General features: G+C 72.5%; 10 protein-coding genes. 6 read left to right on the top strand and 4 right to left on the bottom strand.

Features of this window, described 5'->3' with window-relative positions; translation table 11 throughout:
* Nucleotides 1-115 precede the first annotated feature (115 nt).
* The 3 genes from ACFV8T_RS18185 to ACFV8T_RS18175 all read left to right on the top strand — a co-directional run bounded on the left by ACFV8T_RS18185 (nucleotide 116) and on the right by ACFV8T_RS18175 (nucleotide 4,665).
* Nucleotides 116-1,513 (top strand): nucleobase:cation symporter-2 family protein, encoded by a 1,398-nt coding sequence (locus ACFV8T_RS18185; protein ID WP_385328552.1) that lies wholly within the window; start codon nucleotides 116-118, stop codon nucleotides 1,511-1,513.
* Nucleotides 1,514-1,558: 45 nt separating this feature from the next.
* The gene (locus tag ACFV8T_RS18180) at nucleotides 1,559-2,950 is read left to right on the top strand and encodes an 8-oxoguanine deaminase (RefSeq protein WP_385328551.1); all 1,392 of its coding nucleotides are present in this window, start codon (nucleotides 1,559-1,561) and stop codon (nucleotides 2,948-2,950) included.
* A gap of 245 nt (nucleotides 2,951-3,195) precedes the next feature.
* A complete protein-coding gene (locus ACFV8T_RS18175; protein ID WP_385328549.1) occupies nucleotides 3,196-4,665 on the top strand; it encodes a nucleobase:cation symporter-2 family protein in 1,470 nt (489 codons plus the stop codon).
* 97 nt (nucleotides 4,666-4,762) lie between these two features.
* Here ACFV8T_RS18175 and ACFV8T_RS18170 read toward each other — a convergent pair whose 3' ends face one another.
* Both ACFV8T_RS18170 and ACFV8T_RS18165 read right to left on the bottom strand, forming a co-directional pair.
* Complete coding sequence (locus ACFV8T_RS18170) at nucleotides 4,763-5,641, bottom strand: chitosanase (RefSeq protein WP_385328547.1); 879 nt, start codon at nucleotides 5,639-5,641, stop codon at nucleotides 4,763-4,765.
* Nucleotides 5,642-5,815: 174 nt separating this feature from the next.
* On the bottom strand, nucleotides 5,816-6,124 hold the full coding sequence (locus ACFV8T_RS18165) for an SH3 domain-containing protein (RefSeq protein WP_266428771.1): 309 nt from the start codon (nucleotides 6,122-6,124) through the stop codon (nucleotides 5,816-5,818).
* Between the two features lie 315 nt (nucleotides 6,125-6,439).
* Between ACFV8T_RS18165 and ACFV8T_RS18160 the strand changes: the two genes are divergently transcribed.
* Both ACFV8T_RS18160 and ACFV8T_RS18155 read left to right on the top strand, forming a co-directional pair.
* Nucleotides 6,440-7,123, top strand: a complete 684-nt coding sequence (locus ACFV8T_RS18160; RefSeq protein ID WP_385328546.1) for an alpha/beta fold hydrolase — start codon at nucleotides 6,440-6,442, stop codon at nucleotides 7,121-7,123.
* A gap of 157 nt (nucleotides 7,124-7,280) precedes the next feature.
* Nucleotides 7,281-9,410: a hypothetical protein gene (locus ACFV8T_RS18155; RefSeq protein WP_385328544.1), complete on the top strand. Its 2,130-nt coding sequence runs from the start codon at nucleotides 7,281-7,283 to the stop codon at nucleotides 9,408-9,410.
* 73 nt (nucleotides 9,411-9,483) lie between these two features.
* On the opposite strand, the gene ACFV8T_RS18150 is transcribed toward ACFV8T_RS18155, so the two are convergent.
* Both ACFV8T_RS18150 and ACFV8T_RS18145 read right to left on the bottom strand, forming a co-directional pair.
* A complete protein-coding gene (locus ACFV8T_RS18150) occupies nucleotides 9,484-10,089 on the bottom strand; it encodes a TIGR03086 family metal-binding protein (protein ID WP_385328542.1) in 606 nt (201 codons plus the stop codon).
* Between the two features lie 36 nt (nucleotides 10,090-10,125).
* Nucleotides 10,126-11,187 carry an amidohydrolase family protein gene (locus ACFV8T_RS18145; RefSeq protein WP_385328541.1) on the bottom strand — a complete coding sequence of 354 codons (1,062 nt, stop codon included), beginning with the start codon at nucleotides 11,185-11,187 and terminating at the stop codon, nucleotides 10,126-10,128.
* Between the two features lie 200 nt (nucleotides 11,188-11,387).
* Here ACFV8T_RS18145 and ACFV8T_RS18140 point away from each other — a divergent pair, with 200 nt between their 5' ends.
* Complete coding sequence (locus ACFV8T_RS18140; RefSeq protein WP_385328539.1) at nucleotides 11,388-12,380, top strand: fibronectin type III domain-containing protein; 993 nt, start codon at nucleotides 11,388-11,390, stop codon at nucleotides 12,378-12,380.
* Nucleotides 12,381-12,439: the final 59 nt, after the last annotated feature.

Genomic DNA, 12,439 nt, shown 5'->3' with positions numbered 1-12,439 from the left:
TTCTGCTCTTCGGCTGACGGCCGGCCATGATCACGGCGGTACGGAAACGGGGCCGGCCCCCCCCCCCCCGCCGGGGGTGGGGGGGGGTCCGCCACACCGGAGGGAACAGCTAGCCATGGCAACGCCTGCAAAAGGGCCGGCAGAAGGCCCGTGTTCCACCCCACCGGAAGGACCCGAGGTCCACCCGGTCGACCAGAAGCTCCACCCCTCGCGGCTCGTCCCCGCCGCGCTCCAGCACATTGCCGCCATGTACGCGGGCGTGGTCACGCCCCCGCTCATCATCGGCCAGGCCGTCCGCCTCGACACCGCGGGCCGGACCCGGCTCATCGCCGCGAGTCTGCTCATCGCCGGTGTGGCCACCCTCCTGCAGACCCTCGGGGTCAAGGGCTTCGTCGGCAACCGGCTGCCCTTCGTCAACGCCGCCTCCTCGGCCGGAATCGCGCCGATGCTCGCCATCGCCGAGACCAACGCCACGGGCGACCAGCTCCCGGCCATCTACGGCGCGGTGATGGTCGCCGGTTTCTTCTGTCTCGCCATCGGACCGTTCTTCGGCAAGCTCCTGCGCTTCTTCCCGCCGCTCGTCACAGGCGTCGTCATCACCCTCATCGGGGTGACCCTGATGCCGGTGCCGGTCGCCTGGGCGCAGGGCGGCGACAGGACCGCCGCCGACTTCGGGAACATGAAGTACCTGGCACTCGCCGCCTTCACGCTCGTCGTCATCCTGCTGATCCAGCGCTTCGGCCGCGGCTTCGTCAAACAAGTCGCCCTGCTTCTGGGGCTGTTGACCGGAACACTCGCCGCGATCCCGTTCGGCATGGCGGACTTCGGGGCGCTCGGCTCGGCCCCGGTCGCCGCGCTGCCGACGCCCTTCGCGTTCGGGGCGCCCGAGTTCCAGCCCGCCGCGATCGTCTCGCTCTGCCTGGTGACGCTCGTCCTGATGACGGAGTCCAGCGCCGGAATGCTCGCCATCGGCGAGATCTGCGAACGCGAGACCGACGGCAGGACCATCACCCGGGGCCTGCGCACCGACGGCATCGCCACGCTCCTCGGCCCCGTCTTCGGTGGCTTCCCCACCTCCGCCTTCGCCCAGAACGTCGGCGTCGTCTCGCTGACCAAGGTCCGCAGCCGCTACGTCGTCGCCGCCGCGGGAGGCGCTCTCCTGGTCCTCGGCGTCTTCCCGGTGCTCGGGGCGGTGGTCTCCGCGGTGCCGATGCCGGTACTCGGCGGTGCGGGCATCGTCCTCTTCGGCTCCATCGCGGTCAGCGGCATCCGCACGCTCTCGGAGGCCGGTCTCGACGACAGCTCCAACATCATCCTGGTCGCCGTCTCGCTCGGCGCGGGCATCATCCCGCTCGCCGCGCCCACCTTCTACGCCGACTTCCCGGCCTGGGCGCAGACCGTGCTCGGCTCCGGCATCAGCGCGGGCGCCCTGGTAGCCGTGTCGCTGAACCTGTTCTTCCACCATCTCGGCACCCGTGGCGGCGCGTCCGCCCCGGCACTCAAATCCTCCTAGGGTCCTGCCGTGCCCGCATCGCCACTCACTCCGGAAGGAAGCACCATGGCACCTTCGGCAGACCCCGTATCCCGCATCGTCATCGAGAACGTGGCCATCGCCACGGTCGACGCCCACGACACCGAGTACGCCTCGGGTCACGTCGTCGTCGCAGGCAACAAGATCGAGTCCATCGGCGCAGGCCGGGCCCCCGAGGGCCTGGAGAACGTCGTGCGCCGCATCGACGGCACCGGGCACCTGGCCACCCCCGGCCTGATCAACACGCACCACCACTTCTACCAGTGGATCACCCGGGGCCTCGCCACCGACCACAACCTGTTCGACTGGCTGGTCGCCCTCTACCCGACGTGGGCGCGCATCGACGAACCGATGGTCCGCGCCGCCGCCCAGGGCTCCCTCGCCATGATGGCCCGCGGCGGCGTCACCACCGCCATGGACCACCACTACGTCTACCCGCGGGGCTCCGGCGATCTGTCCGGCGCCATCATCGGGGCCGCCCGTGACATGGGTGTACGGTTCACCCTCGCCCGCGGGTCCATGGACCGCAGCGTCAAGGACGGCGGACTGCCGCCGGACTTCGCCGTGGAGACTCTTGACGGGGCGCTCGCCGGCACCGAGGCGACCATCGACGCACACCACGACGCGTCGTTCGACGCGATGACCCAGGTCGCGGCCGCACCCTGCTCCCCGTTCTCCATCTCCACCGAACTGCTGCGGCAGGGGGCGGAGTTGGCCCGTCGCAAGGGAGTGCGCATGCACACCCACGGCTCGGAGACCGTGGAGGAGGAGAAGTTCTGCCACGAGCTGTTCGGGATGGGACCGACCGACTACTTCGAGTCCACCGGCTGGCTCGGCGACGACGTGTGGATGGCGCACTGCGTCCACATGAACGACTCCGACATCGCCGCCTTCGCCCGCACCGGAACCGGCGTCGCGCACTGCCCCTCCTCCAACGCCCGGCTCGCCGCGGGCATCGCCCGGGTCCCCGACATGCTCGCGGCCGGCGTCCCGGTCGGCCTGGGTGTCGACGGCACCGCCTCCAACGAGTCCGGCGAACTCCACACCGAGCTGCGCAACGCCCTCCTCATCAACCGCCTCGGCCCCCACCGGGAGAAGGCCCTGAACGCACGTCAGGCCCTGCGCCTGGGAACGCACGGCGGCGCCCAGGTCCTCGGCCGCGCCGACCAGATCGGCTCCCTGGAACCGGGCAAACTCGCCGACCTGGTGCTCTGGAAGCTCGACACCCTCGCCCATGCCTCCATCGCCGACCCGGTGACCGCACTCGTCTTCGGCGCGGCGGCCCCCGTCACCCTCTCCCTCGTCAACGGCGAGCCGGTCGTCGAGGACAACCACCTGATCACCGCGGACGAGGACGCCATCGCCCGCGCCACCCGCGACGAGGCCCGCCGCCTCGCACAGATCGCCGCCGGGGCCTGACGCTCCGCGGTACCCCCGATACCGGCCGGCCGAGGGGGACGGCCCTCGGCCGGCCGCCGTGGACCCGAGCGGGGTCCACGGCAACCGGTGCGGGAGCGCGCGCCTGGACGCATGCGCCCCCGCACCGGTGACCGAAGCTGCCCGCACCAGCTGCACGACCTGCCCCACCTGCACCAACGCCCCACTTGCACCACCTCCCTGACACCCACGTCACCGCAGACGTGTACCCGACCGGAGGAACCGCCGTGGCAGCTACGCCCAGGTTTCGCAACGACGCAGACGCAGCATCCGATGCCGACCCGCATCCCGACGCCGCCCGACTTCCCGGCGCCGCCACCGACTCGGCCTCGGCCGACCGGAAACACCCGGTCGACGAAACGCTCCCCCCACTGAAGATGTTCACCAGCGGCCTCCAGCACGTGGCCGCGATGTACGCGGGCGTGGTGGCCCCGCCGATGATCGTGGGGCCCGCCGTGGGCCTCACCGCCAAGGAGACCGCCTTCCTGATGGGGGCGAGCCTGTTCACCGCGGGCATAGCCACCCTGCTCCAGACCCTCGGCTTCTGGCGCATAGGCGCCCGGCTGCCGTTCGTCAACGGCGTCTCGTTCGCCGGTGTCACGCCGATGGTGGCGATCGGCAAGGACCGCGGGCACGACGGCATCGCGGTCATCTTCGGCGCGATCATCGTCGCCAGCCTGCTCGGCTTCCTGCTGGCCCCGTACTTCTGCAAACTGGTCCGCTTCTTCCCGCCCGTGGTCACCGGCACCGTGATCACCCTGATCGGTGTCTCGCTGCTGCCGGTCGCCTTCAACTGGTCCCAGGGCGGCAACGCCAAGGCCGCCGACTACGGCTCCACGACCAACATCACCATGGCCGCGGTCACGTTGGTGATCGTCCTCGCGCTGCGCAAACTGCTGCGCGGGTTCCTCCAGCAGATCGCCATCCTGCTCGGGCTGATCGTCGGCACCCTGATCGCGATTCCGGTCGGCATCACCGACTTCGGCGCCATCAAGGACGCCGACCCGGTCGGCTTCCCGACGCCGTTCCACTTCGGGGCGCCGCAGTTCGAGATCGCCGCGATCGTCTCCATGAGCATCGTGATGCTGGTCTGCATGACCGAGTCCACCGCGGACATGCTCGCCCTCGGCCGGATCGTCGGCCGGCCGGCGGACGAACGGACCATCGAGGGCGGTCTGCGCGCCGACACCCTGGGCAGTGCCATCAGCCCCCTCTTCAACGGCTTCATGTGCAGTGCCTTCGCCCAGAACATCGGCCTTGTCGCGATGACGAAGGTCCGCAGCCGCTTCGTGGTGGCCGCCGGTGGCGGCATCCTGATCGTGCTCGGGCTGGTCCCCGTCGCGGCGTCCGTCATCGCGCTGGTCCCGCTGCCGGTCCTCGGCGGCGCGGGCATCGTGCTCTTCGGTTCGGTCGCCGCGAGCGGCATCCAGACCCTGGCGACCGCCGCGCTGGAGAAGGGTGAGAACGCGTTGATCGTGGCCGCGGCCGTGGGCATCGGCCTGATCCCGATCGCCGCGCCGGAGTTCTACCACTCGTTCCCGAAGGATCTGCTCGTGGTGCTCGACTCCGGGATCTCGACCGGCTGCGTGGTGGCGATCGTGCTCAACCTGGCCTTCAACCACCTCGGCAGGAAGCCGGATCCGGAACCGTCGGAGCGGGAGAACAGCCCGGCCGCGGACCCGGTGGCCGCGCACTGACCCGACCCGGCCGGTATCGGGCGGGTCGGCACCGCGGCGCGTACGGCGACCCTCGCGGGTGCTGCCGTACGCGCCGCAGTCGTGTCGCCCGGATGCGTCAGCCGATGTGGTAGCTGTCGCCGTACACCTTCCAGTCGAGCGGCGGGTCCAGGTTCAGGTTGCCCTTCTGCAGGAAGACCCGCTGGGCGGTGTCCACCCGGCTGGTGTCCTCGTGGGCCTCCTCCTGCTTCATCGCCCAGACGCGGGCGTCGAGGAAGGCGTTGAGGTACGTGACCTCGTTGCCGCCCTGGGACGGCGGCTTCGCCTTCGAGAGGGCCCGCTTGCGGATGGCGCTGAAGCCGGTGCTGTCGTCGCCGTCACCGTGCATGACGATGGCGTCGTAGTACGCGAACTGGCCCAGCGTGCCGATGCCGTCGGCCTTGCCCTGCTTGACGGCCGGGTTGAAGTACACCCGGTCCCGCTCGTCGTCCTGCGCCTTCTTGAACGCCGAGTCGGAGCCGGCCTTCGCCCAGTCCTTGGTGAAGTTCGGGTCGAGACCGCTGTGCGAGGGGGTGCCGTTGACCTTCCGCAGCGCGGGGAGGTACTTCGCGAGGACGTTGTCCGGCTTGCGCTCGGTGTACAGCTCGACGAGGTCGAGCATGTCGCCCGTTCCGGAACAGAAACCGATGATGCCGCCGGTGTAGCCGCGGTCGTCGTCGATGTCCTCGATGTACTTGTACTGGGACTTCCAGTTGAGGGAGGAGTTCTCGGCGCTGGAGACCAGTTGCATGGCGATCTCCTTCTTCGCCGGATCGTCCAGCCCGGTCGCGGCGGCGGCCTTCGCAGCCGCTGCCGCCGACTGAGGGGCCGCCTGGTGCGTGGGGCCACCGGCGTAGGCGGCGACGGGAATCGCCGTGAGGGCCAATCCGACCGCGATGACCGTGATGCGCACGGGGCGGGTACTGCGACGTGCGGCGCGCTTATGGGGAGCGTGCACCAGTCCTCCAAGGGGAGTTCTTCGTTCCATCGGTCTGTTAGGAAGCTTTCCTATCAGAGTGGGAGGGTGTCGTACACCCCTCCGGCGCCGGGGAGTTGAGAAGTTCTCCCGGAACGCGGGAGGCCCCGCACCGCGCGGAGCGCGCGATGCGGGGCCTCCCCGGGCGTTGCGGCCTCAGCAGTTCAGGTAGGCCACGTGGATCCAGACGCCCGTGGGGCCGCCCCACAGGTCACCCATGATCCAGTTTCCCTGCTGACCTCGGGCGTTCAGGTTCTGACCCTTGTTCACCTGGCCCAGGACCGGGAACTCGGTGCCCGGCCCGCCGCGGAAGTTCACCCCGTTGTCGTTGACGGTGCAGACCGCTGCCGGTGCCTTCGCGGCCTGCGCGGCGGCGGGACTCTGCGCGGCCTGGGCGGCGGGGCTCATGGCCAGCCCGAGACCGGCGGTCAGCACCATCGCGGCCAGCATCATCTTCTTGATCATGCGAATCTCTCCTCCGTAATCCGGCCCACGTCGGCGTGAGCCGTCCGCCAGCCCCAACGGAGTTGCCGACCGGCCGGTCACGGGTCCGGACCGGTCTTCGAACAGGAGTGAAAGCGCAGGTCATATGACGTGCGCACCGGCGTGCGCAGGCAGCGGGCGGACGCTTCCCGCGCCCGCCGGTCATGGGTTTGAGGAGGACCGGATCCGGTAACCGCCGCCGGGCGTACGTCGGACACGCGTCGCACCCGAGCCGGACGGCGGCCACCGCGGAGGCGGCGGAACGATCTACGCCCGTGCGCCTGTAGCGTCATGGGTATGGAAGATCAGTCTGTAGTGGATGTCGGCGACGTACGGCTCGCGTACCGGACCTGGGGCGACCCCTTCGGCTCGCCCGTGGTCCTGCTGCACGGCCTCGGCGGCTCCGCCGCGAGCTGGGAGGCGGTCGCCGGCCTGCTCGGCGAGGAGTGGCGGGTGTACGCCCTCGACCTGCGCGGTCACGGCGAGAGCGACTGGCCGGACGAATACTCCTTCGAGCTGATGCGGGACGACGTCCTCGGTTTCCTGGACGAGTGCGAGCTCGACCGGGTCGGCCTGGTCGGCCACTCCATGGGTGGTGTCGTCGCCCGTCTGCTCGCCCAGGAGCACGCGGACCGGGTGGAGCGACTGGTGCTGGTGGAGACCCCGCCGCCGTTCCCGAGCGAGCCGAAGCCGGCCGCGGAGCCGGAGGGGCCGGTGGACTACGACTGGGCTGCCGTCGCTCCCATCCGGGCCGAGGTGGCCGACCCCGACCCCGAGTGGGCGGCCGGCCTCGGCGAGATCGTCGCGCCGACGCTGATGATCTCGGGCGGCCCGGAGTCCACCATGCCCCAGGGGCGCCTGCAGGACATGGCCTCGCTGATCCCGGACTGCCGGCTGATCACGATCGGGGGCGGCCACCGGGTGCACGAGATCCACCCCGACCAGGTTGCCCAGCAGATCACGGAGTTCTTCACCAGCTGAGGACCTGCTGAGGACCTGCTGAGGGCCAACTGTGGGCCTGCCGGAGGATCCGCCGAGGACCGGCTCGGGCCGTCCGGGGGCCGGCCGAAGCCGGTCCGGGGCCGGTTGCGGGCCGACGGCCCGGGGCGCTGTCAGTGCCGGATGCCATGATCCGCTCATGGATCTCACACGGTTCTTCGCCGAAGTCGACGCCCAGCCGTGGGCGGATCTGCGGCATGCCTACGGGAGCGCGGCCGACGTCCCCGGCCACCTGCGGGCGCTCGCCGGGGAGAGCGAGGAGGCCGCGTCCGAGGCGATCTCCGAGCTGTACGGCAGCATCCTGCACCAGGGCTCGGTCTACGGGGCCACGGCCCGCGCCGTTCCGTGCCTCGCCCGGCTCGCCGGAGCGGGGTACCGCACGGAGGACCTGCTGGTGCTGCTCGGCGGCATAGCGGAGGGCGGGGCGGACGACGGCGACAGCGACGAAGCCGCCTGCCGGGCAGCCGTCGTCGGTCAGCTGCCACTGATTCTCGCCACGGTCGACGCCGAGGATCCGGGGCTCCGGCGGGCCGCGGTCTGGGCCGCCGCGATGACCGGCGCGGCGGACCGGGTGCTTCCGGTGCTCCGTCTGCGCGGGAGGACCGAGACGGACCCTCTGGTACGGGCCGAACTCCTGGGGGCGACGGCGCATCTGGACCCGCCGGGTGCGGCCGCCGAGGCGACCGGGGCCATCGGCGCGGACGAGCCCGGCGAGGTCCGGATCGCGGCGCTGCTGGCCTGCGTGGACGGCGGACTGCCCTGGGGACCCGCGCACCACGGGGCGATGCTGTCCCTCCTGCCCGCGAACGTCCTCGTCGAGGGCCGGCTGGACCTGGAGCGCAACGAACCGCTGCAGTACGTGGTCGAGGCGCTGCTGCTCCGCGACACCGCCGCGGACCGCGACGCCGCGTACACCCTGCTCGATGCCGCCCTGCGCAGTGCGGTCCCCGAGGCGCGGGAGGAGGCGACGTGGGCGGCCGAGACGGCCTGCCTGCTCTCGCGCAGCGCGCCGGAGCGCCTGGCCGGCGCCGTGGAGGCGCTGATCGCCGACCCCGCCGCTGTGCCCGAGGCGTATGCGCTGCTCGCGAAGCTGGGTGCCCGATCCGAGCCGGCCGTCCCGGTGCTGGCCCGGCTCGCCGCGGGCGAGGGCGATCCGGCGGATCGCGCGCTGGAAGTACTCGTCGCCGTGGCCCCCGACCGGGCCGCGCCGCTCCTGGCCCGTGACCTGGGGCGGCGTCCACGCGCACTCGGTGCGGCGTGCGGCCTCCTGAACGGAGGGACGGCCGGGACGTCTCTCCCGTACGACCCGGCGTTGCTGGACGCGATCCGTACCCGGCTGGGTGCGGAGGACCTCGGCGCCGACGAGACCATCCGGCTCGCCCTCCTGCTCGGCGCGTGGGGGAGCCGGGCATCGGCCGCCCTGCCCGAACTGCGGTCCGCGCTGCCCGGATCCCCGAGGGCCGTGCCGAAGGCGCTGGCCGCGATCTGCCCGCCGGAGCACCGGGAGGCGACCGCGGAGCTCCTGACCGCCGCCGCCCGCACCGGTCCGGTGGACGGCCGGCTTGCTGCGGCGACGGCGGTGCGCGAGCTGACGGGGGACACGGGCCCGCTGCTGGTGGCCGTCGCCGACCGGCTCGCCCCCGGCGGTCCGGCCGTGCGGGAGGCCGCGCGTCTCGCCGCGGAGCTGGGCCCGGCGGCGCTCGGCCTGGTGCCCGCTCTGCGGTCCGCGCTCAGTGATTCCGAGGGCGCCCGCAACTCCCCGCAGCTGGACGCCGATGTCGAGATCGCCTCGGCCCTGTGGCGGATCACCGGTGACCCGGAGGAAGCGGTGCCGGTGCTGGCCGGTGTGCTCGCGGCGGCGGAGCCGACGTGGCTGCGCCGGACGCTCGGCCGTGCCGCGCGGGCGGCGGGCCGCATCGGCGACGCGGCCCGGCCGCTGGTCCCCGCGCTGGAGGGCCTGCTCGCCGACCGGGTGCAGATCCCGTCCGTGCTGCTCGCCCTCCGCACGATCGCGCCCGAGTCCCTCGACGGCCCCCGCACGGCCGAACTGCTCCTGGGCGCCGCGGAGCAGGACGACGACGCGGTGACCGCGCTGGAGGCACTGGTCGCGCTCGGACCCGCTGCCCTCACCGCGGACCATCACCGCCGCTTGACCGCCCTGGCCGAACGGGACCTCCGGGTGCGGGCCTCGGGCGTGGAGCCCGGCATAGCCCCGGCCGACGAACGGCTGCGGGAACAGGCACGCGAGGCGGCGCGAAGGCTGACCTGACCGGGCCTGTCCCGACCGTCACCGCTGGGAGGCGTACGGCTCAAAGGCGCACCGGCCCGCCGCGCGGCTCAGCTCAGTCGCCCGGCCTCCAGTCCGGGCGGCGACCGCTCATCGCGACGGCCCGGTCGACGAGGGGCGCGTCGGCCGGGACCGGAACCGGCGGGCCGAAGATGCTGTCCGCCCGGGGCTTGCCGTCGCCGGGGGTCAGCATGTCCAGCGCGAGGCGAAGGTCCGCCTCGTCCGCCTCGTACCGCCGGCCGGTCGCCCGAGCCAGGTCCCAGCCGTGGATCACCAGCTCGTCCAGCGCGATCACCAGCGCCACCTCACCCGGCAGATCCACGCCGCCCGCCCTGGTCATTCCCTGCCGGGCGGCAGGATCGCGCCAGGCCTTGACCACCTCTTCCAGCAGCGGCGGCAGGGTTTCGCGCCAGTCGTCGGCGAGGACCGGAAGCCCCGCGTCCGGAGCGGTGTCGGTCATCGGGCCGAAGTCCTTCCGCGCCGTGTCGCAGAAGGCCGCGCTCAGCCCGGCCACATGGGCGAGCAGCTCGCGTACCGCGTAGTCGGGACAGGGCGTCGGATCGTCCAGCTGCTGCTCGTCGATGCCGTCGAGCAGGGCGGCGAGGTGCCGTGCCGCGGGTTCGAGATCGATCGTGGGAGTGGTTTTCGTGTGCGTGTCCATACAGTGCCGACTCCTCCCGCATCCCGAACTCATCGCTCATCGCACGATGCGTCCACGGAGCACGATCCGGCTCGGGTGATTCAGCGCGCCGGGGTCCAGGGTCGGGTCGGTGGCGTACGCGACCACGTCGGCGGGCGCGCCGTCCACGAGGCCCGGCAGCCCGAGCCAGGCCCGTGCCGTCCAGGACGCGGCGCCGAGTGCCGCGTGGGCCGGCAGACCGGCCCGTACCAGCCATTCCATCTCGCCCGCGACCGTCCCGCACGGGAAGGAGTCCGTCCCCGCCAGCACCGTCACCTCCGCCTCGTGGGCCGCGCGCACATGGTCGAGCATGGTGTCCCAGCCGGCCAGCCACAGATCACGGCGCACGCCCGGTTCCCGCGCCCGCATCGCGTCCGCCTTGGCACCGAAGACGCTCAGCGTCGGCACGAGCGCCGTGCCCTGCGCGGCCATCCGGTCCAGCAGGGCCGGGTCGAGATGCATGCCGTGCTCCAGGCTGTCGGCGCCCGCCAGTACGGCATTGCGGCTGCCCTCGGCGGTCTGGCAGTGCACCGCCACCTTGCCGCCCGCCGCGTGCACCGCCGTCACCACCGAGGTCAACAGCGGGAGGGGAACGGCGGGTTCGTCGGCGGCCCAGTCACCGATGACCTTGCACCACCCGGACGAGGCCGCCGCCTCCTCCACGGCCGCCCGCGCCAACTCGGCCTCGCTCACATCGCGTCCGAAACCGGGGAAGAACCGGCCCGGTGTGGCCAGCCACCGTCCCGCCGACATGACATGCGGCAGCTCCGGGTCCTTCGCCACCCAGGCCGGCATCCGCTGCGCGGTGCCGGGGGTGCGCACCGCGAGTACCCCGGCGTCCCGGTGCTCGCCCAACTGCCTGCGCAGCAGCTCCTCGTCGAACGGTTCGCCCGGCGCCGACGCGCCCGGATGCGTGTGCACGTCGACGAGACCGGGCAGCAGCCAGCCGCCGTCGACGACCGTCTCGGCGTCCCGGCCGGCGGGCCCGCCGGGCGGAGGGCCCGCGCGGAGCACCTCCCCGTCGATCCAGAACGTGCGTTCCTCGCGCTCGGGCAGCACCACACCTCGTATGCACAACACCAGCCGACCGTACGGCATCTCGGGCACCCGCCGACCGGCCGACGCACACCGGCGCGCCGCCCCACCGCCGGCCGACGCACACCGGCGCGCCGCCCCACCGCCGGCCGACGCACACATCGGCATATTGCGGAAGGTTCCGCTCCACCCCCTTGTCGGAGACCCCCGCACCATGCGATACAGGTCTGGACCATTGCTGCCGGATGGAAGGCACGACCGTGCAACGCCCCCACGCAAGCGCCGCGTTGGCCTGTTCCGCCGCCCTGCTCCTCGCCGCGCTCACCGCCTGCGATTCCGCTCCCGAGGCCGACACCCGCAGACCGACGGTGCCCGGCCATGTGACGGCGCAGGCGAGCAGCGCCACCTCCGTGCACGTCATGTGGGAGCGGGCCTCCGACGACAGGGCGGTCACCGGCTACGAGATCTACCGCGAGGGGAAGCGGGTCGAATCGGTCCCGGCGGCCAAGGTGATGACCGACGTCGGCGGGCTCACCGCGTCGACCGCCTACACCTTCACCGTCCGCGCCCGCGACGCCGCCGGGAACCTCTCCGCGCCGAGCGCCGCCGCGAGCGTCACCACACCCGCCCCGACCCCCGCCGACCACGAGGCGCCGACCCGCCCGGTGCGGCTGCGCGGCACGGTGGACGGCAGCCGGGCGGTGAACCTCTCCTGGGGAGGCTCGACGGATGACATCGGCGTCACCTCGTACGACATCTACCAGGAGGACTCCCGGATCCACAGCGTGCCCGGCACGCGGACCACGGCACATCTGACCGGACTGCGCCCCGGCACCGTCTACACCTTCACCGTCCGCGCCCGCGACGCCGCCGACACCTCCTCGCCGGACAGCAACGCCATCGATCTCACCACCGCCTCCGCCCCGGGAGCACCGGCGAGCACCGCCCCCACCGACCTGCGGATCAGCAACCGCGTCCAGGGCAAGGAGTACGCCATCGACCTGGACTGGAGGCAGCCGGAGACGGGCGGCGAGATCCCCGCGTACCAGCTCTACATCGGCGGCCGGCTGACCACCACGATCGTGTGGGGCGCCACCCCGCCCGCAGGCCGGGCGAGCTACCGCCTCACCGTCGACGACCCGCGCGGCACCCGCTACTCGATGAAGATCCGCGCCAGGCTGCCCGACGGGAAGTGGGGCGACTTCTCCGCCCAGCGCACGGTCGTCCTCGGTGACTGACGGGTTCGCGGGCCCGGGGCGCGCTCGGGCGCGGCTGCTGCCGGTCCAGGTCCGGGCAG

This window comes from Streptomyces sp. NPDC059832 (assembly GCF_042731715.1).
GTDB lineage: Bacteria > Actinomycetota > Actinomycetes > Streptomycetales > Streptomycetaceae > Streptomyces.
Note: the sequence above shows the minus strand (reverse complement) of the source record. Positions and strands in the feature narration are given on the sequence as shown.